This is a genomic window from Arthrobacter sp. D3-18, assembly GCF_054408525.1.
Genome location: NZ_CP096440.1, coordinates 945,009 through 967,138 on the forward strand (window position 1 = coordinate 945,009; position 22,130 = coordinate 967,138).

Below are 22,130 nucleotides of genomic sequence, written 5' to 3' on the forward strand. Positions count from 1 at the left end.
ATGACGGGACATGACCATAAGCCCGGGTACTTTCGGCCCGGGGCAGACGATCACCCCCTCAAGCACGCTACCGACTCCTTGGGCGCAGATGACACCCTCGGCGCAGATACGGCCCCCACGCTGACAGGCGGGACTGCCGCTGTCCGCGAGCTGCTTCTGTCACTGTCCGTGGGCTTCTCCCTTCCCTCGCCCCTCCCTGACAGACTGCGTGACGGCATGGGCCACCCTGGTGGCTTGGACTCGATCATTGCCGCTGCCAAGGACACCGGCTTGCTTTTGGCGGATGGGACTGTGGTGGGTACTGCACGGTACGCCCTGCTCAAGGAAACCCCTGCTGCCCGTATCCGGGCGCTGCAAAGGGAGCTGGTGGACAAGACTCTGCAGGAGGGGCCTGCATTAGGCGAATTGGCCCGGGATCTGGCAAGGAACGGGTTTCAGGACCCTCGTGTGGTGGCTGAGCTCGAACGGTCTGCGGATGATGCCTTGGAAACCGACCCGCGATTGGCCGCCGAACTTTACGCCGAAGCCCTCTTGGCCGGTGGAGACGAGGTTGCCAAGGCCGCCAGACGTGCCATGGCAACAGCGGCAACCGGCGACCTGGACTCCGCGGGCAGGATGGTGGACCGGCTTCTGGCGGTGCCCGGGGCCCCCGACCTTCGGCTGGGAGTGGACGTGGCCGCCGCCGTCTGGGCGCAGCGTGGAATGCTTGCCCGAAGTGCCGATACCTACAGCTGGCTGGGCTCGGACAGGATCGATGGTTCGGCCCCTCTCGCTGCGGTGGCCATGATCGGCTCGGGAAATCCGGTGGGTGCCGAGGAGCTTCTGTCAGCTGCTCCTCCGAGCGGTTCGCCTACTCTCCTGGCGGTTGCGACGTCCCTGACTCAGCAGGGGCTCTGGGAGACCTTGGAGCCAGCACCGGAATTGGCGCTGACCGAGCTCATCAGGGCCTCGGACATGATGAACGCGGCAGGCACTTCCATCCCCTTGCCGGAAACACCCGCTGCCCTGGCTGCCTTATGCGCCCTCCACAGCGGGGAGCCGACGGTAGCGGACACCGTGCTCAGGGCAGCGTTGGCTGCAGGTCAGTGCGGCGATGCAGCCCGTCCCCGGCTGTTCCTGTTGCGCGCGTGGTCCTCCATGCAGCAGGACAACGCCGACGACGCCCGTTTGGCCATCAATGAGGCCGTCAAAGCCAATCACTGGGCCTTGGCGCCGCGGGATGAGTTCTTGTTGGCGGCTTTGGAAGTAGGCCTGGCCCGGCGGGGCAGCGATGTTCATGAGCTCGTGCTGGCCTGGGACAGGGCCCGTGAAGCGATGATGCACATTTCCGTGGACCTTTACAGCCTTCTGTCTTGGGGTGAGCTGATGATCACCGCTGCACGGTTGAGGGAATCCAGGAGAGTAGCGCATTACCTGGAGAGTGCCTGGGACTTGCTGGGGAGGCTGGACAACCCGCCCTTGTGGTCGGTGCCTTTGCACTGGGCGGCAGTGCAGGCGGCCTTACTGAGCGAAGACCCCGCCGGGCTTGCACCGCATGCGGCAGCGCTGGTGCGTGCATCGGAGCATAGCCATCTGGCGTCCGTGCTCGCGACCGGCGGTAAGGCCTGGGTCTCCGTCCTGGCCGGCCGCTTTGAAGCGTCCGACGTCGAAACAGCGGCCCGCGGGTTGGCCGCCGTCGGCATGCCTTGGGAGGGAGCGCGCTTGGCGGGCCACGCGGCCGCGCATGCGGATGAGCGACGTGACATGGTGAAATTGCTGGCATGCGCCAGGGACCTTCACCCCCAAGGTTCGGCCCCGTCCGCCGGGGCTTCAGAGCGGCAGGAGGATGCCCGCACTGCTGTTCCCGCCCAGCCCGTCATGGACAACGGGGTCGGCCCCGGGAGTCCTGACTCCTCCGGACTCAGCGCCAGGGAACGCGAAGTTGCTCGGCTCATCCTGGAAGGCAAGACCTACCGGGAAATCGGCGAAGCCATCTACATCTCACCCCGCACGGCGGAGCACCACGTGGCGCGCATGCGACGTCGCCTGGGGGCCGAAAGCCGCTCGGAACTCCTGGTCCGCCTGCGGATGGCATTGGGGGACGGGTACCCGCCTCCGTAAGCGGCAACCCCCTCCGCCCCCTAACGGAAAACCGGGCAATCCCCTAACGGTGAGGGAAGTGGTAGGGGGACCACCCCCGATGCCCGGTTACCAGCCCCGGCAATACGTTGAATGCAAGCCAGGCAAAGGCGCCGGGCCAATCATTATCCATCACAGAATTTGAGGGAGCACTCCAATGCCAACACTCGCACAACAGCTCGTGCAGTTCCTGATGAGCCTGTTCAACGATCCTGATGCCGCTGAAGAATTCGTACGGGATCCCGAAGCAGCGCTCACCGCGGCAGGCCTGCGCGATGTCTCGTCGGCCGACGTCGACGCCGTCCGCCCGGTGGTGCTCGACTACGCACCCATCAACGCCCGTTCGTCGTTCGACCGCGAATACAACACCGGCGGCAACAACGCTTCCACTGGTGGGGGCGGTAGCTGGGGCGGACACGACGACGATCACGACGGTGGTGGATACGGCGGCGGTGGCGGCGGCAGCCATGACGACGATGATCACGACGGTGGTGGATACGGCGGCGGCGGCGGCAGCCATGACGACGATGATCACCACGATGGTGGACACGGCGGCGGCGGCGGCAGCCATGACGACGATGATCACCACGATGGTGGACACGGCGGCGGTGGCGGTGGCTGGGACGGCCACGACGATGACGATCACGACGGTGGCCATGGCGGAGGCGGCGGTGGGGGCGGCGACTGGGATGACCACGCACATGCCGTCCAGCAGCTTGTCCACGTGGTGAACAACTACTCCTACACCACCACTATCGATGACCGTGACACGATCACCGATCAGTCGGTGAACCAGAATATCTGGGCAGACGGCGATGTCACGCAGCTCTTCAACCAGGACTCTGTGGTTGCGTCGGGTGACGGCGCCATCGCTGCAGGTGACGATGTCAGCAACGCGGGCAACACGACCACCACAACCACGACCACGACCACCAACACTGACGACCATTCAACGGATAACTCGGTCACTGTGGATGCCAGGGGCAATAACGACATCTCCATCGGCAACGACTACTCGGATAACTCCGTAACCAAGGATTCCTACAACACGGACGTTGACGTGGACATCGATGCGGAGTTCAAGGACTCCTTCAACGACGACCATTCGAACGACACAACCAACACCACCAACAACACCACCATCACCAACACGGATTCCTTCAACAAGGACTCCTACAACAACGAGACCGAGCTGGAAGTCGGTGACGTGGACGTGGAGTACACGAACATCGAGAACTCCACCATCATCAAGGACAACGAGGTGGACCTGGAGTACACCAACGATCACTCCACCAACGTGGAACTGGAAGATGTCCAGGTCAACTACGACTCCACTGTCATCCAGGACAACGAGCTGGAGATCGACAAGTCAGTGGACAACTCGGTTGAAGTAGGCGACGTCGATGTGGATTACACGAACATCGAGGGCAACACAGTCGTCGCCAACAACGAGCTCGATGTCGACTACACGGATATCGATGCAAACCACTCGCTCGTAGTTGCAGATAACGAAGTGGACGTCGAGGTGGAGAACACCAGCGAATACGATCCCGCCTCGTAGTAACCGCGGCGAGAACTACCCCCAGCAGTGCCCGGCAGGCGCCAAACGTCTGCCGGGCACTTCGTGGCCTCAAGGCCGAGGCAGCCAGAACAAAGGACAGACGGTGGCGGACACAGGACACATGACCACGTTGGTTGAGCAGGGCATGGCGCTGGTGGGGGAACGGAACGACCTCCGGCGCCGACTGGAAAGCACTCTCCGCCGCTTGCGCGATCCAAGCGTCCGCGTGATGGTGGTGGGTGAGTTCAAACAAGGCAAGAGCCAACTCATCAACGCCTTGGTGAACGCGCCTGTCTGCCCGGTTGATGATGACATTGCCACCTCCGTCCCTACCGTCGTACGGCAGGGGGATCCGGCGTCGGCCGTTGTCCTTGTCCCCAGCCAGTTTGGTACGGACCCGGAAGGGGACGTAGGCGGCCCGGAAAGCAGGCTGGAACGGCAACCAGTGCAACTGGATCAACTCGCGGAATACGTCTCCGAAAAGGGCAACCCGGGCAACTCGAAGAACATCGTGGCGGCCGAAGTCTCCCTGCCCCGGAAACTGCTGACCGGCGGACTGACGATCGTGGACTCTCCGGGCGTTGGTGGCCTGGGCTCAACACACACGTTAACAACACTGACTGCCCTGCCATCGGCGCACGCTATGGTGTTCGTCTCCGATGCTTCCCAGGAATTCACCGAGCCTGAGATGCGGTTTCTGCGCCAAGCGATGCGCATCAGCCCCAATGTCCTGTGCGTGCTGTCCAAGACTGACCTCTATCCGAGTTGGCGCCAGATCGCGGAGCTGGACCAGAAGCACCTTGCCGACGTCGGCCCTGATATTCCGCTGTTTCCAGTGTCCTCGGAGTTGCGACTCCATGCGGCGCGGCTGCAGGACCCCGAGCTGAACGCAGAATCAGGGTTTCCGGCGCTCATCGCCCACTTGCGGAACAACATTGTGGGTGGGGCGGCCAAGATCCAACGCAAGTCCGTGGGCAATGACCTGTTGACTGTCAGCGAAAACCTCAGGCTGGCGCTGGAATCGGAGTTGGGTGCCTTGGAAAATCCGGCGGGGACTCCGCAGATGATCGCCGGCCTGAACGCGGCCAAGGAGGACGCCGATGCCCTCCGTAAACGCTCCGCCCGTTGGCAGATAACGCTCAATGATGGCATCGGCGACCTCATCGCCGACATGGAATATGACCTGAGGGACAGGCTGCGCAGGATTCAAAGAGAGGCCGAAATTTCCATAGATCAAGGCGACCCTGGACCGGCTTGGGAGCAGTTCACGCAGTGGCTGGAACAGAGCACGGCAGCAGCGGTATCGGATACCTTCGTCTGGACCAGCGAACGTGCTCAATGGTTGGCCACGCAAGTGGCGGAGCACTTCTCAGAAGATGAGGTGGCCCTGCCGGCCTTGAAGGTAGCCGATACCGGCGGTGTACTGGACCCCGTGGCTGATATCCAGGATATGGAAGACGGCAAGCTCGGGCCCCTGCAGAAGGTGCTGATCGGGATGCGCGGTTCCTACGGTGGCGTACTGATGTTTGGCCTGCTGACCGGCATCTTTGGGATGGCCCTTATCAACCCACTGTCTGTAGGGGCCGGCCTGATGCTGGGCCGGAAGGCATACCGGGAAGACAAAGAGGCCAGGCTCAAGCAACGGCAGTCCGAAGCCAAGATCCTGGTCCGGAAGCACGTGGACGATGTTGTGTTCCAAGTAGGAAAGCAGCTCAAGGACAGGCTGCGGCTGGTTCAGCGGGCCACACGGGACCACTTCACGGAGATCGCCGAGGAGCACCACCGTTCCCTGACGGAATCAGTGGCGGCCGCCCAGAAAGCGGCAGCTACCTATGCCGTGGAGCGGGACATGAGAATCAAAGAGATACGGAATCAGCTCAAGGTAGTGGACGCCCTGGCCAAGGCAGCCCGGCAGCTGCAGGAAGAGCCGCCCGCGCCACAGACCGGCCCCACACCCCAAACCAACCCCTCAACCCCGGCCAACCCCTCAACCCCGGCCAAAACAGCGCCGGCCTCGGTCCCGGCAGGATGATCGAGTCGGGTATCGCCGGAGTTGCAGACCTGCTCCGGCACGCACGGGAGGCCTTCCAAGAGGACGCAGCGGCGCTCGCTGTGGTGGATGACCTGGAGGACAGGCTGGAAGGGCCTTTGCGCATAGCTGTGGCGGGTATGGTCAAGGCCGGCAAATCAACACTTCTCAACGCGATCATCGGGGAGGAAATCGCCCCCACGGACGCTGGGGAATGCACCCGGATCGTGACGTGGTACCGCTACGGACACACGCCCCGGATCACGCTCCATCCGATCATTGGTGAGCCACAATCCCTCCCCGTCACCCGCGAAGACGGCCGGTTGGTCTTCACTATGGGTGATGTTCGGGCCGATGACGTGGAGCGGCTGGTGGTGGACTGGCCAGCGGCTAGCCTGCGGGAGCTTACCCTGATCGATACCCCGGGGATCGCCTCGTTGTCACAGGATGTTTCGAGCCGGTCCACGGAGTTCCTCCTCCCCGAAGACGCCCCCGTGGCCGCCGATGCCGTCATCTATCTCATGCGGCATCTCCACGCCTCGGATGTCCGGTTCCTGGAATCCTTCAAGGACACCACCGCGGGTCAATCCGGAACTGTCAACGCCTTGGCGGTCCTGTCCCGGGCTGACGAGATCGGCGCAGGAAGGATCGATTCCCTCATTTCCGCAGCAGTGATCGCTGATAGATACAGCCAGGACCAGAACCTCAGGCCCCTTGCCCTGGGCGTTGTCCCGGTTGCCGGCCTGTTGGCGCAAAGTTCACGGACCATGCGCCAAGCGGACTTCGAGGCCATGAGAATGTTGGCGCAGATGGACAGGAACCAGAGGGAAAGGCTGATGCTGTCAGCGGACCTTTTTGTTCGCGCTGCCGAGCCCGATGGTCTGGGCGCGGCAGCAAAAGCGTCCCTCGTTCAAAAGTTCGGCTTGTTCGGGATACGCCTTGGTGTTGCCCTGATCCGGGGTGGCATCAACAATCCCACGGACCTTGCCCATGAGTTGGCACGGCGTAGCGGACTTGGCCAGCTGCTGGACAACATCGCCTACCTGTTCCAAACCAGAGCGGACGCACTCAAGGCGCGTGCCGCCGTCGTAGGTTTGGAAGCGCTGCTGCGCAGTTCGCGCAGGGACGTCGCGTTGCTCCTGGAAGCCAACGTGGAAAAGGTTCGAACGGGAGCCCACGAGTTCCGGGAATTGAAACTCCTGGCAACGCTCAGGACCGAAGGCCTAAGCCTGACTCCGGAGCAATCTGCAGAGGCAGAGCGTCTGGTGGGCGGCCGTGGCAGCACGCCGCCGCTGAGGTTGGGCCTGGATGCGGAGGCAAGCCCGGAGCAGGTAAGTGAGGCAGCGCGAAACAGTCTGAACCGTTGGCGGTTGCTCGCGGAGAACCCGCTCACTGAGCCTGCGGCACTGGATGCTTGCCGTGTGGTCCTTCGCAGTTGCGAGGGGATGTTGGCCGCTATTCCCGCCGTTCGCTAAGCAACCCGTTCGCTAAGCAACCAGGTGGTGGTGGAGGGGAGGAAGAGCAGGATCAGGGCGGCTGCGGCCAGGATGAATTGGGCCGCTAACAGCACGATCGTCAGGACGCCGTCCGCGCCGGGGGCCACCACGAAGTCGGCAGTAATGACGGTGACCACCGCGTGGAGGAGGACCAACGGGGCAAGGGCCCAGCGAGCCCAGATGCGGCGTTTGAAGAGGACCGCCAGCAGGACAGCTTCCATGGCTACTACCAGCGCGAGCATGGCGAGGCTTCCGAGGAACACGACGGCGGTGGCTCCCTCTACTGCTTTGGCATCGCCGTCGGGGACCATGCCTCCAATGACGCCCTTCAGGCGTTCGAAGTGGGAGTCACGGCCAAGAAAGCCTGTCACCACCACCGCGACTCCGGCAACGAAGCTGGCAACCCAAAGAGTGCGGGACAAGCGGGCGGGTCCGGGAGGACGAACAACCACCGCTATGGGCGGCGGCGTGGACAGGGAAATGCCTGGGCGTGGCGGTGGTGCGGAGGGTGATGCGGGCCCGTTGACTGATGGTGTGGGGGAGGGTGACTGCCGTGATCCATCAGCTTGCTGGGCCATGTTTGCCTACTTCAGCTCGTCCGTGTCATGGGGATCCGGCTCGCTGCGCTTGGCGTCGCCGGGTTTGAAGCCGTTGTTTTTGGCGTCGCCGCTGCCATCGCTGGGCTTGTCGCCGGTATCGCGTTTCTTGGCGTCATGGTCTGCTTTGAGCTTCTTCAGGCGATCCTCTTCAGCCTGGTTACGGCGTCGGGTTTCCAGGTTGCGCAGGAACTCGGGGTCGTCGTCCGGGGCTGTGGGCTGTCGGCGTACAGGCTTGGCAGTGGGTTTGCCGTAGGGCCGGCCGAAAATGAACCAGAGGATTGCGCCCAGCAGCGGCAGGAGGATCATTACAATGATCCATGCGGGTTTGGAGATTCCGCGTGTTTGGTTGCCGTCCGTGCGGATGACGTCCACAAGGGCATAAACGAAGATGACTAGAACTATAACGACGCCTACAACCCGGAGCATGCACCAAGTCTAGTCGCCTGAAGCCGATCACTGGACGCCCTGTTTTCGGCTGTGATCAGAGTGCAACCATCCGGGCGGCTAAACTTGGATGGTGGCTTTCCTGAAGTATTCCCTCATCCGTCTGGCGCTGTTCGTGCCGTTGTTCGTGCTGTTCGCCTTTTTGGGGGTCGGTTGGATCCTGGCTGTGGTCTTCGCAGGGCTGATCGCCTTCGCTATCAGCTACCTGTTTTTCCAGAAACAGCGCGACGCCGCCACGGCCGCCATGCGTGAGAGGTTCTCCGGGAGGGCCAAGCCCATTCGTACCGCCGGTGAAGTTGAAGACGCCGCCGTCGAGGACGGCTTGGTGGAGAAGAACCCGGACATCGCTGTGAACAACGACAAACGCCCGGGCACTGCCTAGAACTTTTATTGACAGCTAACGCCCCTAGGAAAGCTTCTTAGGGGCGTTACTTGTACAAAAAAACTTAGAAGCCGCGGCTCAGGATCAGTCCCAGCGAGAACAACAGGCTGTAGCCGAGGTTGATCATGCCGGTCTGCTTGAGAACCGGGATGAGGCTCTTGCGCTTCTTGCCGTTCACCATGAGCCACGCCGGCATCAGGCAAGCCGGAATCAGCAGCAGCACGATCAGCATCCACGGCTTGGTGGGTGCCAGGACGATCACGAGCAGGATGGCCACGGCCAGCATCAGTACGTAGCTTTCGCGGGCATGCCGGTCACCCAGACGGACTGCCAAGGTCCGCTTCCCAGCGGCCGCATCCGTGGGGATGTCCCTGACGTTGTTTGCCATCAGCAACGCACAGGCGATGAGCCCGGTACCGATCGCACCGATGACTGCGGCGAGGCTGACCTGTCCGGCCTGGGTGTAGGTGGTTCCCAGGGTGGCCACGAGTCCGAAGAACACGAAAACAAAGACGTCGCCCAGGCCCAGGTAGCCATAAGGGTTTTTGCCGCCCGTGTAGCCCCAAGCCGCCAGGATGCAGCCGATACCTACCAGGATCAGCCACCAGGCCTGGGTGATGATCACCAGGATGAGGCCGCAAATCATCGCCGCCCCGAAGAGGGCAAAAGCAGCCCACTTCACCTGCTCCGGCTTCGCGGCGCCTGAGCCCACCAAACGGAGGGGGCCCACACGGTCCTCATCCGTGCCGCGGATGCCGTCGGAGTAGTCGTTGGCGTAGTTCACGCCGATTTGAAGCAGGAGAGCCACAAGTGCTGCCAGGATCGCGTTCGGCAGCCGGAAAGCCTGGAGCTCGTACGCCGCTGCCGAACCGATGAGGACCGGCGCGATGGCCGCGGGCAGTGTGCGGAGCCGGGCTCCTTGAATCCATTGTGCAGCTGTCGCCACGTGTAGTACCTCGTGTATTTCGCGGTTGATCTTAGTCAGGGGGCGGGAGGGAAGAACTTGTCTATTGTCCCTGATGCAGCTCGGAAAGCCGGTCAATCATGGCCATACGGTCCGGCTTTCCGTTGGGAAGCATCGGCAATTCCTTGTCAGCGAACACCGTTTTGGGCGCCAGTACACCCAGTACTTCCTCACGGCGGGCTGTGAAACCCTTGAGGCCTGCGGGCGACGCATCAGTCACGGCAACGTAAGCCGCCACAGCTTGGCCCCACTCGCGCGACGGGACGCCGGTTACGAAAGCCGAGGTGACGCCGTCGAGCTCTTCCAGTTTGCCCTGGATGTAAGCGGCGGAGGCTTTGACGCCTCCGGTGATGATCACGTCATCGGCGCGGCCCAGGACGGTGAGCTTGCCGTCGTCGGACAGCTCGCCCAGATCGCCGGTGATGTACCAGCGCACGCCGTCTTCCTCGAAGAATGCTGCTTTTGAAGCGCGGGGGGCGTCCAGGTAGCCCGCCGCCACGGTGTCGCCACCCAGCAGGATGCGGCCTTCCAGTTCGCCTTCACCGATCCGGACCTCGACGCCGTCCAACGGCTCGCCGTCGTAAACGCACCCGCCGCACGTCTCGGCTGAGCCGTAGGTGGTCACCACCTTGAGCCCCTCTGCGTGGGCAGTGGCAAGGAGCTCAGCAGAAGCGGGCGCGCCGCCCAGCAGGATCGCGTCGAAGCGTCGCAGTACGGCGAGGGTTTCCGGCGCGGGGGAGTCGAGGAGCCGTTGCAGTTGCGTGGGCACCAAGGAAGTAAAGCGGATCTTGTCGGTCAGTTCCTCGGCGGCGGCCGTGAAGGCCTCGGGTGTGAAGCCATTGGACTGGTCCATGACCCACGGGCGCGTGCCTGCGTAGAGCGAGCGGACCAGCACCTGCACACCGGCCACATACTGCAGCGGGAGTGCCAGCAACCACTGTCCTTCGCCCCGCAGGGCCACGGCGGTGGATACAGACGAAGCTGCGAGGGCGTCGATGGTCAGCACGGTTGCCTTGGGGGTGCCCGTGGAACCGGACGTGCGGACCAGTACGGCTGCCTCTTCGACGCCGGTCTCCACGGGAACAGCCTGCGGCTCGCCGTTTTCATCCATCACGATTTCGACGGCGGGTCCCTCGCCATGCAGGGCAGCCATCAGGGCTTTCAAAAGGGGATCAATGTTCACGGTGGTCCTAGAAGTAGTAAGGGAAGTTGGACCAGTCGGGGTCGCGCTTTTGGAGGAACGCTTCTTTGCCCTCCACGGCTTCGTCCGTCATGTACGCGAGACGGGTAGCTTCACCGGCGAAGACCTGCTGTCCCGCCAGGCCGTCGTCGGCCAGGTTGAAAGCGAACTTGAGCATGCGGATGGCCTGCGGTGACTGGCGGGCAATGTCCGCTGCATACTCCAAGGCAACTTCTTCAAGGCGGGCGTGCTCAACGGCCTCGTTCACGGCGCCCATCCTGACCATGTCCTCGGCGGAATATTCGCGGGCCAGGAAGAAGATCTCCCGCGCCGTTTTCTGCCCGATCTGGCGAGCCAACAGCGCAGAGCCGTATCCGGCGTCGAAACTTCCCACGGTTGCGTCCGTCTGCTTGAACTTGCCGTGCTCGCGCGAGGCGATGGTGAGGTCGCTGACCACGTGCAGCGAGTGGCCACCGCCGGCAGCCCAACCATTGACGACGGCGATGACCACTTTAGGCATGGTCCTCATGAGCCGCTGTACTTCCAGGATATGGAGGCGGCCGGCGCGGGCGGGGTCGATAAATTCGGCGGAGTCACCCGCAGCACCTTCTACTTGGTAGCGGTAGCCGTCCCGGCCACGGATCCGCTGGTCGCCGCCGGAGCAGAACGAGTGTCCGCCGTCCTTCTCCGAGGGTCCATTGCCTGTGAGCAGCACTGTGGCGACGTCCGGTGTCATGCGGGCGTGGTCCATGGCCCGGTAGAGCTCGTCCACAGTGCCCGGGCGGAACGCGTTGCGGACCTCGGGCCGGTCGAAGGCGATGCGGACCGTGGGAAGGTCCTTGACTGTGCCGTCCGCTGAACGCTCGACCTGCCGGTGGTAGGTCATGTCCTTGAAGTCGTCGAAGCCGGAAACTGTGCGCCAGCGTGTGGGGTCAAAGACGTCGGAAACCTTGGCAGGGAGTTGGTTGTTCACAGTCCGAGTCTAGTAATGGCCTTAGCTGATGCAGAACTCGTTGCCCTCAGGGTCGGCCATGGTGTGCCATTCATGCGGTCCCTGATTGGCGGTCCACAGGTGCTTGGCGCCGCGCGCTTCCAGCTGTTTCCGCACGTCATCCTTGTCCCGGCCGTCCAGTCGGACGTCCCAGTGCACCCTGTTCTTGACCGATTTTTCGTTGGGATCCGTTTGGAACAGGATCCGCCGGCCGGTCTTGGGGTCCGTGTCTTCGGCGGGTACGATCGCACACCCCTCCGCCCACACCAGCTTGCCGTTGTGCGTGATGGTCTGGTCCTCGGTGGCGTACCCCTGCTCGATCATGGACCGGATGAATGCCTCGTCCTGCGGCTCTACGTTCCACTCGAGGGTCTCAGCCCACCAGTCGGCGAGTTCGTGCGGCTTCTTGCAATCGACTACTACCTGAATGTTGAGTGTCATGCTTTTCAAGCTATTCCCGACGGCGGGTGGCTGGGTAGGGGGTTGCGGTCACCTTCCGTCCGGGTTACCCAAGTAGGTCGCAGATCAGGTCGTTTTCACGGCTGAGAACGACCTCATCTGCGACCTAGTTGGGCAGGAGTTCGGGCGGTACCGCATAGATCAGGACCACGGCCATGAGGTTTTTGGCGGCGTGCACGAAGTAGGAGAACATCAGGTTCTTTCCCGTCCAGACGTACACAGCCACCAGCACCACGGCCATCCCCAGGTACGGAGCCAGCGCAGACAATGCGAGTCCTTCGCGGCCCACAACATGGATGGACGAGAACACCACCACGGAGATCACGCAGCAAACCCAGATGTTCAGGTACTGCGACAATTTGCCGATCAGGAGGTGCCGGAAGAGATATTCCTCCACGAACGGACCCAGGATGACCAGCAATGGCACCATCAGCCATGCCGGCACCTGTTGCAGCATGCCTTGAATACCCAGTTGATTCTCGGAGCTTTGGGCGGTACCGAACACCGCCACCAGAATCGCTGTGAGAATCAGCATTACCACCAAGGTCAAGGGGATCATGCCCACCGTGAACCACGGTCGGGTCCCCAGGATCCGGAGGTCACGGCCCACCACTCGCCAAGCGGATGCAACAGCGAATATTCCGACGGCGGCATAGAAGATCGCGTTGACGGCATAGGACGCTGTCGCCGGGTCAGTAAACAGCTCAAGCATCATGCGGTTGAGCGTCTGACCAGCCAGCAGGAAGTAGGCGGTAAAGCCCACGTATGCTGCCACGGCTATGGCGTCCAGGGCAGTGAATCTGTACAAAGGTGCCTTGGTGGAAAGAGTGCCCATGTGACCAGCCTAGCTTTGCTGCGTGGGCCTTGCTTGGCTACACTTTTCGGTATGCCTAACTTTCCGTTTCGGCGCGCCAAAGATGTCCGCCGTTTCGCTGCTGTCCTGACTGCGATCGCCCTTGCCCTGGGAGTCTCCGCCTGTGGAGGGAACTCCTCTGCGGGAGAAGATGACAAGCCCGTGGTCCTCACCACTTTCACCGTCCTGGCAGACATCGCCAAGAATGTTGCCGGAGATAAGCTCCGCGTCGAGTCCATCACCAAAGCCGGAGCTGAGATCCACGGTTATGAGCCAACCCCGGGTGACATCCGGAAAGCCGCCCAAGCAGATCTCATCCTTGACAATGGCCTCAATTTGGAAGCGTGGTTTTCCCAGTTCGTGGAGGACCTCGATGTACCGCACGCAGTAGTGAGCGACGGCGTGGAGATCATGCCCATCGCCGAGGACTCCTACCAAGGCAAGCCGAACCCGCACGCGTGGATGTCGCCCAGGAACGTGCAGCTCTACGCAAACAACATGGCCAAGGCTTTCGCCAAGCTGGATCCTTCCCACGCTGCCGAATTCGAAGCCAACGCCAAGACCTACAACGCCCAACTCCAAACCGTGCAGGATGAAATGGTGTCCAAGTTGTCCGTACTGTCGGAGAAGCAGAGGGCGCTGGTCACCTGCGAAGGCGCATTCTCCTATCTGGCCCGCGACGCCGGCCTCAAAGAGGTTTATATCTGGGCCGTGAACGCTGAGCAGCAGGCCACGCCACAGCAGATTACGCGGGCCATCGAATTCGTCAAGGACAACCAGGTTCCGGCGGTGTTCTGTGAATCCACTGTGTCAGACGCCCCGATGCAACAGGTGGTGGGTGCCACCGATGCCAAGTTCGGCGGAACGCTCTACGTCGATTCCCTCTCCGAAGCGGACGGACCCGTTCCCACCTACCTTGACCTCATACGTCACGACGCCAAAGTCATCACCACTGCACTCACCGGAGGGACGCCATGAGTACTCCCGCGATCGCTGTTGAGAACGTCACCGTCCATTACGGCGAGGTCCTGGCCTTGGACTCTGCGTCCCTGAGCTTGGAACATTCGCGGATCTGCGGACTGGTGGGCATGAACGGCTCCGGGAAGTCCACCCTGTTCAAGGTCATCATGGGCATGGTGAAGCCCGATTCCGGCAGGGTGCTCATCAACGGCGAACCCCCCGTAAAGATGCGCAAGGACGCCGGCATCGGTTACGTCCCCCAAAGCGAAGACGTTGATTGGGCCTTCCCCCTGTCCGTCCGGGATGTGGTGATGATGGGCCGTTACGGGCATTTGGGATTCACGCGCCGGCCCCGCAAAGCCGACCGGGACGCCGTCGAGCACGCCTTGGAACGCGTGGAGCTCAGCGAGTACGCCGACAGACAAATCGGGCAGTTGTCCGGAGGGCAAAAGAAGCGCGCTTTCGTGGCCCGGGGTATCGCCCAAGGTGCCACCATGATGCTGCTCGATGAGCCGTTCGCGGGTGTGGACAAACGGTCAGAGGCCACCATCACCAGGCTCCTCCGCGAACTGGCCGACAACGGCGCCACCATCCTCATCTCCACCCACGATCTCCATGCCCTGCCCCAACTCTGCGATGAAGCTGTGTTGTTGATGCGCAAGGTGCTCATGCATGGAAGCCCGGACACCGTGCTCCAACCGGAAAACCTGGCCATGGCTTTCGGCCTCGATGTCATGAACAGGGGTTAGCCGTGGAATTCCTGCTCGAGCCCCTTAGCTACGACTTCATGGTCCGTGCCCTGGCAACAACGGCCATCGCTGCCGTTGTCTGTGCTGTCTTGAGCTGCTGGCTGGTTCTCATCGGCTGGTCCCTCATGGGCGACGCTGTCTCGCATGCGGTGCTTCCCGGCGTCGTGCTCGCATACATCGTGGGGGCGCCGTTCGCGCTCGGCGCGTTGGTCTTCGCCCTGATCGCGGTAACGTTGATTGGGGTAGTTCGCAATACAAGCCGCGTGAAAGAAGACGCAGCGATCGGGATCGTGTTCACGTCGCTCTTCGCGCTGGGCCTGGTGCTGATCTCTGTGACTCCGAGTCAGACTGACCTCAACCACATCATCTTCGGAAACCTGCTGGGCGTCAGTGTCCCCGACCTTATCCAGGTGGTGGTCCTGGGCGTCGTGGCCTTTGCGATCCTCATCCTCAAACGCCGTGACCTCACGCTCTATGCCTTTGACCCTACGCACGCCCACGCAATTGGCCTCTCACCGCGCAGGCTCGGAGCCCTGCTCCTGGGGCTGCTGGCCCTGACCTCCGTGGTGGCCCTGCAGACTGTGGGCGTGGTGCTGGTGGTGGCCATGCTGATCATCCCGGGTGCCACGGCGTACCTGCTGACCGACCGCTTTTCCCGGATGCTGGTCATTGCCCCTGTGATATCGGTGGTGTGCTCCGTGGCCGGGATCTACCTCAGCTACTACCTGGACACGGCGTCCGGAGCCATGGTGGTCCTCACCCAAGGCGTGGTGTTCGGCGCGGTGTATCTGTTCAGTCCGCGGCAGGGGTTGATCGGTACGCGACTCGCCAAGGCCCGCCGGAAGCGGGCCGTCGCCACGGTGTAGCCAGGCCTAGCGGGCGCTGACGGGGGACCTGGTTACTGCGATGTCGCCATAAGCGTTGCGGGCACGGATTTCCACCTTGTCCGTGGTGTCGCCCGGTCCGTCGGTGGCTTGAAGGGCATTACGGACGCGCCCGTACTTGGTGCTGAGATCCAGCCAAGCGGCCGTGCCTTCACGCACACCAACGGCCAGTGCGCCGGCAGCGGTCTGAACAGTAAGGCTGCCTGCGGCCACTTCGCCCACCGTGATGTCACCGCTGGACGTTTTGACGGTAGTGGAAAGGCCGGCCCGCTCCAGAGAGATGTCGCCATTGGCTGCGCTGACGCTAAGTTCTCCGGAAGCATGCGCGATGTACGTGCTGCCGTTGCCGTTCTTTACGGTGGCAACTCCGTCGATGTGCCGGATGCGGATTTTGCCTGAGCCGGTCTTTATCCTGGACCGGCCCGAGGCGCGCTCCACCGTGATGTCGCCCATGTCCGTGTGCGCCCGCAGCTCGCCGCAGTGATCGATGTATATGTGGCCCAAGTCGGTCTTGAGGTCGGCAGCGCCGAATTCGCCGTCACAGCGGAGGTCCCCCATTGCGGACTTCAGCTCCAAGCTGCTGCCGATGGGAACTTCCACTCTGATCTCCACAGCGCCGCCGTCGCTGAACCAGCTGTGGCGGAAGCCGGGGTGAAGCCTGACCTGCAAGCGGCCGTCCGAATAGTCCACAGTGGTTTGCTCGGCCATCCTGACGTCCAGGCTGCGCTTCTCCTTGCGGGGCCGGACGCTGACCACCGTGTCTTTGCCTTCTCGGGCAACGGTCCAAATGTCGGCACGTACGGAAACGTCAACGACGACGGCGATCGGCTGCGGTGTCTGGAAGGTGCCCATTAGCGTGCCCATCCTGTGAAGTTCTGCTCGCCGGGTTCGCCGCGGGTACCGCGTTTGCTTGAGGAGCGTCCGTTGAGGGCATCGGCGACGGCCCGGACCAGCCAGGAGTTCACAGAGAGGCCGTCATGGCTTGCAGCTGCTTCGACCTGTTGCTTGAGCTGGTCCGGAAGGCGGAGCGTGGTCCTTGATGTGCTGGCGCCGTCGAAGTCTTCCGACGCTATGGTGCTCCGTATTGACTGTTCGATCATCGCCTCGAAGTCGCTGTCGCTGGGCGGGCTGCTGACCACGAATTCGGGGTCACGGCCTCGGAGCCAGACCTCCACGGAGCCGGGCGCCAGTTCCAGCGTGATTTCGTTGGCCGCGTCGGAAAGGGCCTCGAGGAGGACCAGTCGTGCGGCGGATTCGAGCGCTGCGGTAAGCCGCTCACTGAGCGCCCGCGCTTCCGGGCCGCCAGCCTCCGCCGCGGTTTCCAGCTGGTGCTTGAGGCTGGCGACGTACTGGTTTAGCTGCATGACACCATTTTGACGCCGTCATGGTGTCAGATCAATAGTCTTTGGATCACAGTTGGTGTCATCGATGGTGTCGTGGCTTGACTGAACCCTTGATGCCGGGCAGTCTGGAGCGATGAAGTCTTGAGCGCAGCCCTTTTTACCGGCTGCATCCCCAGTACCCACACGGCTTTCTGCCACCCACTGCGGACCTGCGAGGATTCCTCTTGACTGACCACCTTTACCTATCCGCCGTTTCCCACAGCTACGGGGACCGCGAACTTTTCCACGCCGTCGACCTCGCCATCCACCACGGCGAACATGTGGCGATCGTCGGCGAAAACGGTGCCGGCAAATCCACTCTGCTCCGGCTCATGGCGGGTGTTGAAGCGCCCGACGACGGCACAGCAGGTTTAGCCGGCAACTCCGGCTACCGCGTGGGTTACCTCGCGCAAACGCACGGTTTCCCTGAGTCCCTGACTGTGGGAGATGCCATAGACACTTCCTTGTCTTCCCTACGTGCCTTGGAAGCGCGCATCCTGGAACTTGAAGCTGGCTTGGCCGATGCCGACCCCGAAGAACTCGAGCTCTACGGAAGCCTGCAAACCGAATACCAACTCCGTGAGGGCTACGCCGCCGAGTCCCGGGTGGAAGCAGCGCTGGACAAGCTGGGGCTGGGTGGCCTGGACCGCCGTCGAACGCTTGGATCTTTGTCCGGAGGCGAGCAGGAGCGGGTAGCGCTCGCGTGCTTGCTGGCCGATCCAGCCGAAGCGTTGCTCCTGGATGAGCCCACCAACCATCTGGATGCAAGTGGCACTGCCTGGCTGGAATCACGGCTGGCTTCGCACCGCGGAACCGTGGTGGTGGTCTCGCATGACCGTGTCCTGCTGCGGAAGGTTGCCACCACCATCATCGAGGTGGACGCTGACCGCCGATCAGTGAACCGTTACGGCAACGGTTACGAAGGCTACCTCCGGGAGAAGGCCGCCGAACGCGCCCGGTGGATTCAGGAGTACGAGCAATGGCTCGATGCCATGGCCGCTGAACGACTCCAAGCCGCCACCGTTGCAGACGGTATGGGTTACGGCCGCAAACGCGACAACGACAAAATGGGTTTCGACTTCAAAGCGGGAACGTGGCAGCGGGCGGCGGCCAGCAAGGTCCGCAATGCGCAAGAGAGGCTCCGCAGGCTCGAGGACAATCCGGTGGACCGGCCGCCCGTGCCGCTGAAACTCGCAGCACCGCTGGGAGTTACAGCTTTGGCGGCGTCCGAACCCGCGCTGGAAGCTCACGGCATCAGCGCAGTTCCACGTTCCCGTCGGAGGTCTTTCAGCCGGGCAGCAGCGTAGGCTCGCCCTTGCCCGGCTCCTTCTGGGCGGCTACGACACCATGATCGTGGACGAGCCCACCAACCACTTGGCGCCGGTGCTGGTGGAACAGTTGGAGGCAGCGCTCGCTTCATTCGAGGGGACCTTGGTGATCGTGAGCCACGACCGCGCGCTGGGAGGGTGGTTCGACAGCTGTGCCCGTGCCGATGTCGCCGTCGAGCACCGCCGCGGCCCGGTCGGTACGGGCGGACATTGGGTCCGCTACGGGATGCAGGGCGGCGAATTGCTGTAGCACGGGCCGTTGCCCCTGCCCGGTGAGGCGCCCCGGTGAGGCGCCCCGGTGAGGCGCCCTGGTGGGCCGCTAGGTGAGGCGTCCGCAAAGCGATCGTTACTGCCTGTCATGCAGGCCGAAACACGGCGGCAGGTGTCCCGTAACACGGGCGGAGCACCATGGAAGGAAGCCGGCCGAAAGGAACTTCCGTGATCATCCAGAATCTCTTCCTGCAGGGCATCTACCCGTTCGAAGGCATCGGCATGGAAAAGCCAGTCCCCCTCCACAGCGAGCTGGCGCACTTTGTCCCGGACGGCGTCGTGAACCAGACGCTGTACTTCCGCGGCGGCAATTCCAGTCCCGAGCTCATCACCGTGGTCCTCATGCGCGACGGCGTGCCCATGCGTTACTTCCCCATCGGGGCCAAAAGCGATGTCCATATTCCGCTGAGGGTTGTTGAAGACACTGAAGGTGGATCGGTGATCGAGCTGTTCATCGTGGCACCTGCAGGCCTCAGGGGTTGCGTTGTGGTGGACCTCGGGATGGTGGAACACTGATGCGCCGGCGGCTTGTGGTCATCGGCAATGGAATGGCTGGCGCCCGGGCCGTGGAGGAAATCCTGGCCAGGGGCGGCGCGGACCTCTTCGACATCACCATGTTTGGCGACGAACCCTATGGCAATTACAACCGGATCATGCTCAGCCATGTTCTGTCCGGTGAGGAGAGCGATGCGGACATTTTCCTCAACGCTCTTACTTGGTACAAGCAGAACAACATCACGCTGCATGCGGGTGTCCTGGTGGACCGCATCGACAAGTTCAGCAAGCACGTCTTTGCCGCCGACGGCCGTGTGGAACCCTACGACGATCTGATCATCGCGACCGGAAGCCGCTCGCACGTGCCGCCCATGGAGGGTGCCTATGCCCCCAGTGGCGCGGTCAGGCACGGTGTCTTCACGTTCAGGACCTTGGACGATACCCGGAAGATGATTCAGTTCGCCCACAACGAGCGCCATAGCCGGGCAGTGGTGATCGGCGGCGGCTTGCTCGGGCTTGAAGCCGCCCACGGCTTGCAGGCCAACGGCTTGGACGTTGCGGTGGTCCACTCAGGTGGGTATCTCATGAATGCGCAATTGGGGCCCGACGGCGGAGCAATACTGCGGCGGAGCGTCGAGGCGCTGGGCATCGAAGTGCATACGGGAAGCCGGACCACGGCGGTCCTTGGTGCGGAGCGAATCACCGGGGTGCGTCTGCGCGATCAACGCGAGTTCGACTGCGACATGGTGGTGGTTACCGCAGGCATCAGACCAAACGTTGATGTCGCCGTCGTGAGTGGCTTAGCCGTGGAGCGGGGCATTGTGGTGGACGACCATCTGCGCGTCATGGATGAAGATGACATCTTCGCGGTAGGGGAGTGCGTTCAGCATCGCGGCGAGGTGTACGGACTGGTGGCGCCATTGTGGGAGCAGGCCGCCGTGCTGGCCGATCAGGTCACCGGGGTGGATCGTTCATCGGTGTACCTGGGCTCCCGGACCGCCACCAAACTGAAGGTGGCCGGTGTCGATGTTGCCTCCATGGGGCTTGCCGGGCCGGAGCGGGAGACGGATGAACATATCGTGTTTTCGGAACCCAGCCGAGGGGTGTTCAAGTCGATCGTCATCCGCGACAACAAAATGGTGGGTGCCACGTTGCTGGGGGATAGCCGGAAGGTGGCCTACCTGACCCAGGCTTTTGATCAGGGCTTGCCCCTCCCGGAGGAGCGGCTCTCGCTGATGTTCGATCTCGGCTCACCGGGTGCAGAGGAGAGCGTGGCCGAGCTGGCTGACAGTACGCAGGTCTGCAACTGCAATGGGGTTTCCAAAGGGGCTCTTGTTGCTGCGGTGAAGGGTGGCTGCACCTCGATGTCGGCGGCCATGGACGCCACCCGGGCCGGAAAAGGCTGCGGCTCGTGCAAGCTCATGGTCAGCCAGGTGGTGGAATGGGCCGCGGGTGGGGCTGTGGAGGAAGATCCGGCAGCGAGCTATTACGTACCAGGAATTCCGCTGGATAAGGCGGCTTTGATGGCTGAGATCCGGGCGCGAGGGCTCCGGTCCGTTTCCCAAGTGTTTGCCGCTCTCGCTCCGGGAAGGCTTGAGGACGCTAGATCGAAGATGGCCCTTGCGTCCCTCCTGAAAATGATGCTGGCGGATCAGTACGTTGACGAACGCGATGCCCGTTTCATCAACGACCGCGTGCACGCCAACATCCAGCGCGACGGCACGTTCTCCGTGGTCCCGCAGATGAAAGGCGGAGTGACGTCGGTGCAACAGCTCCGGAGGATTGCCGACGTCGCGGAGAAACACAGTATTCCCATGATCAAGCTGACGGGCGGGCAACGAATCGACCTGCTGGGGGTGCCCAAGGAGGACCTTCCCCAGGTCTGGGCTGATCTGGACATGCCGTCCGGATATGCCTATGGCAAGAGCTTCAGGACCGTCAAGACCTGTGTTGGCAAGGATTATTGCCGGTTTGGAACTGGTGACTCAACCGGCTTGGGAATTGGATTGGAGTCCCGTTTCCAAGGAATTGAGGCACCGGCCAAGCTGAAACTCGCGGTCTCGGGCTGTCCGCGCAATTGTGCGGAGTCGCTGGTCAAGGACGTCGGTGTAGTGGCGGTGGAAGGTGGCCGGTGGGAGATCTATGTGGGCGGAGCAGCAGGCGCCCACATCCGCAAGGGAGACCTATTGGCCACCGTGGATACACCCGAAGAGGTTACCCTTCTGGCGGGCCGGTTCATGCAGTACTACAGGGAGAACGCCAACTGGCTGGAACGGACCTACGCCTTTGTGCCCCGGGTAGGCATCGAACACCTTCGCAGAGTCATTCTGGACGACTCCGAAGGGATCGCCGGGCGGTTGGACGCGGCCATGCAAGCTTCGGTGGATGCCTATGCCGATCCTTGGAGCGAACGCGACGATCCACTCACGCCCGGGCAGTTCCGGACCTCCCTGCCGTTGACCGTGCTGCCTCAGGTGCCTGTCCGATGAGCGCCCAGTCCGTGCCCGCCGTCGAACCGAACGTTCAACGCGTCTTAGGGCCTGTTGACCAAATTCCGTTCGGGGAGGGCAGGGCCTTCGGAGTGGACGGCGAGCAGGTGGCGGTGTTCAGGTTACGGGACGGGTCGTTGCGGGCAGTCTCGGGTGTCTGCCCCCACAAGGGCGGCCCGATCGCCGACGGCACCATCGACCACAACGTGGTCATCTGTCCCCTTCACCAACACGCCTTCCAGCTGGAAAGCGGATGTTCCACCACCGGCGCCAAGCCCTTGCGGTCATACGAAGTCTTCGCAGATGAGGCCGGGAACATCGTGCTGACACGGGCCTGAGAGGCGCTTTTCCACAAGCCCTTGTTGCCTGCGTCACGGGCATTGGGGTTAATCCCGTAAGATAGACGGGTTGCGCGAAGCTTCGGCGTTCTGCGTTCTTTGTCACACTTCGGACCCTCTAACAGGGAAAAGCTCGAATTATGTGTGCCAAAGCCGCCC

The 22,130-nt window shown here is 62.6% G+C and carries 22 protein-coding genes; 13 read left to right on the forward strand and 9 right to left on the reverse strand.

Features of this window, described 5'->3' with window-relative positions:
• The 4 genes from M1D89_RS06515 (at position 1) to M1D89_RS06530 (ending at position 7,183) form a co-directional block, all read left to right on the forward strand.
• Entirely contained in the window at positions 1-2,100 is a 2,100-nt protein-coding gene (locus tag M1D89_RS06515; protein ID WP_498649081.1) for a LuxR C-terminal-related transcriptional regulator, read from the forward strand.
• A gap of 175 nt (positions 2,101-2,275) precedes the next feature.
• Complete coding sequence (locus M1D89_RS06520) at positions 2,276-3,679, forward strand: IniB N-terminal domain-containing protein (protein ID WP_498649084.1); 1,404 nt, start codon at positions 2,276-2,278, stop codon at positions 3,677-3,679.
• 121 nt (positions 3,680-3,800) lie between these two features.
• On the forward strand, positions 3,801-5,711 hold the full coding sequence (locus tag M1D89_RS06525; protein WP_498649086.1) for a dynamin family protein: 1,911 nt from the start codon (positions 3,801-3,803) through the stop codon (positions 5,709-5,711).
• Positions 5,708-7,183 (forward strand): dynamin family protein, encoded by a 1,476-nt coding sequence (locus M1D89_RS06530; RefSeq protein WP_498649088.1) that lies wholly within the window; start codon positions 5,708-5,710, stop codon positions 7,181-7,183. The genes M1D89_RS06525 and M1D89_RS06530 overlap by 4 nt, the downstream gene beginning before the upstream one ends.
• On the opposite strand, the gene M1D89_RS06535 is transcribed toward M1D89_RS06530, so the two are convergent.
• Together M1D89_RS06535 and M1D89_RS06540 are read right to left on the reverse strand one after the other, a co-directional pair.
• The gene (locus tag M1D89_RS06535; protein WP_498649090.1) at positions 7,180-7,782 is read right to left on the reverse strand and encodes a hypothetical protein; all 603 of its coding nucleotides are present in this window, start codon (positions 7,780-7,782) and stop codon (positions 7,180-7,182) included. The two genes, M1D89_RS06530 and M1D89_RS06535, sit on opposite strands and share 4 nt — an antisense overlap.
• 6 nt (positions 7,783-7,788) lie before the next feature.
• Positions 7,789-8,229, reverse strand: coding sequence for a PLD nuclease N-terminal domain-containing protein (locus tag M1D89_RS06540; protein ID WP_498649092.1), 441 nt, complete (start codon positions 8,227-8,229; stop codon positions 7,789-7,791).
• 88 nt (positions 8,230-8,317) lie between these two features.
• Here M1D89_RS06540 and M1D89_RS06545 point away from each other — a divergent pair, with 88 nt between their 5' ends.
• Positions 8,318-8,629, forward strand: a complete 312-nt coding sequence (locus M1D89_RS06545) for a DUF4229 domain-containing protein (protein WP_091470505.1) — start codon at positions 8,318-8,320, stop codon at positions 8,627-8,629.
• 64 nt (positions 8,630-8,693) lie between these two features.
• Here the strand turns inward: M1D89_RS06545 and M1D89_RS06550 are convergent, their stop codons facing one another.
• From M1D89_RS06550 to M1D89_RS06570, 5 genes are all read right to left on the reverse strand, one after another.
• Positions 8,694-9,575: a 1,4-dihydroxy-2-naphthoate polyprenyltransferase gene (locus tag M1D89_RS06550; RefSeq protein WP_309074882.1), complete on the reverse strand. Its 882-nt coding sequence runs from the start codon at positions 9,573-9,575 to the stop codon at positions 8,694-8,696.
• Positions 9,576-9,636: 61 nt separating this feature from the next.
• A complete protein-coding gene (locus M1D89_RS06555; protein WP_498649097.1) occupies positions 9,637-10,776 on the reverse strand; it encodes an AMP-binding protein in 1,140 nt (379 codons plus the stop codon).
• Positions 10,777-10,783: 7 nt separating this feature from the next.
• Positions 10,784-11,746, reverse strand: coding sequence for a 1,4-dihydroxy-2-naphthoyl-CoA synthase (locus tag M1D89_RS06560; protein ID WP_498649099.1), 963 nt, complete (start codon positions 11,744-11,746; stop codon positions 10,784-10,786).
• A gap of 21 nt (positions 11,747-11,767) precedes the next feature.
• The gene (locus M1D89_RS06565) at positions 11,768-12,205 is read right to left on the reverse strand and encodes a VOC family protein (protein ID WP_402935062.1); all 438 of its coding nucleotides are present in this window, start codon (positions 12,203-12,205) and stop codon (positions 11,768-11,770) included.
• A gap of 124 nt (positions 12,206-12,329) precedes the next feature.
• On the reverse strand, positions 12,330-13,058 hold the full coding sequence (locus M1D89_RS06570; protein WP_498649105.1) for a CPBP family intramembrane glutamic endopeptidase: 729 nt from the start codon (positions 13,056-13,058) through the stop codon (positions 12,330-12,332).
• Between the two features lie 51 nt (positions 13,059-13,109).
• On the opposite strand from M1D89_RS06570, the gene M1D89_RS06575 reads away from it, so the two are divergent.
• Genes M1D89_RS06575 through M1D89_RS06585 form a run of 3 tightly spaced genes read left to right on the forward strand, consistent with a single transcriptional unit; the run spans position 13,110 to position 15,651 of the window.
• A complete protein-coding gene (locus M1D89_RS06575) occupies positions 13,110-14,054 on the forward strand; it encodes a metal ABC transporter substrate-binding protein (RefSeq protein WP_498649107.1) in 945 nt (314 codons plus the stop codon).
• Complete coding sequence (locus tag M1D89_RS06580; RefSeq protein WP_402935053.1) at positions 14,051-14,785, forward strand: metal ABC transporter ATP-binding protein; 735 nt, start codon at positions 14,051-14,053, stop codon at positions 14,783-14,785. Before M1D89_RS06575 ends, M1D89_RS06580 begins: the two co-directional genes overlap by 4 nt.
• Positions 14,786-14,787: 2 nt before the next feature.
• On the forward strand, positions 14,788-15,651 hold the full coding sequence (locus M1D89_RS06585) for a metal ABC transporter permease (protein ID WP_402935050.1): 864 nt from the start codon (positions 14,788-14,790) through the stop codon (positions 15,649-15,651).
• A 6-nt stretch (positions 15,652-15,657) separates the two neighbouring features.
• Here the strand turns inward: M1D89_RS06585 and M1D89_RS06590 are convergent, their stop codons facing one another.
• A complete protein-coding gene (locus M1D89_RS06590; RefSeq protein ID WP_498649109.1) occupies positions 15,658-16,521 on the reverse strand; it encodes a DUF4097 family beta strand repeat-containing protein in 864 nt (287 codons plus the stop codon).
• The gene (locus M1D89_RS06595) at positions 16,521-17,033 is read right to left on the reverse strand and encodes a histidine kinase (RefSeq protein ID WP_498649111.1); all 513 of its coding nucleotides are present in this window, start codon (positions 17,031-17,033) and stop codon (positions 16,521-16,523) included. Before M1D89_RS06595 ends, M1D89_RS06590 begins: the two co-directional genes overlap by 1 nt.
• A 203-nt stretch (positions 17,034-17,236) precedes the next feature.
• On the opposite strand from M1D89_RS06595, the gene M1D89_RS06600 reads away from it, so the two are divergent.
• The 5 genes from M1D89_RS06600 to M1D89_RS06620 all read left to right on the forward strand — a co-directional run bounded on the left by M1D89_RS06600 (position 17,237) and on the right by M1D89_RS06620 (position 21,971).
• Complete coding sequence (locus M1D89_RS06600; protein WP_498649113.1) at positions 17,237-18,358, forward strand: ATP-binding cassette domain-containing protein; 1,122 nt, start codon at positions 17,237-17,239, stop codon at positions 18,356-18,358.
• Between the two features lie 40 nt (positions 18,359-18,398).
• Entirely contained in the window at positions 18,399-18,629 is a 231-nt protein-coding gene (locus tag M1D89_RS06605) for a hypothetical protein (RefSeq protein ID WP_498649115.1), read from the forward strand.
• Positions 18,630-18,817: 188 nt separating this feature from the next.
• On the forward strand, positions 18,818-19,165 hold the full coding sequence (locus tag M1D89_RS06610) for a molybdopterin oxidoreductase (protein WP_498649117.1): 348 nt from the start codon (positions 18,818-18,820) through the stop codon (positions 19,163-19,165).
• A complete protein-coding gene (gene nirB / locus M1D89_RS06615; protein ID WP_498649119.1) occupies positions 19,165-21,633 on the forward strand; it encodes a nitrite reductase large subunit NirB in 2,469 nt (822 codons plus the stop codon). The genes M1D89_RS06610 and nirB overlap by 1 nt, the downstream gene beginning before the upstream one ends.
• On the forward strand, positions 21,630-21,971 hold the full coding sequence (locus M1D89_RS06620) for a Rieske (2Fe-2S) protein (RefSeq protein WP_498649121.1): 342 nt from the start codon (positions 21,630-21,632) through the stop codon (positions 21,969-21,971). The genes nirB and M1D89_RS06620 overlap by 4 nt, the downstream gene beginning before the upstream one ends.
• The last annotated feature ends 159 nt before the right edge of the window (positions 21,972-22,130 follow it).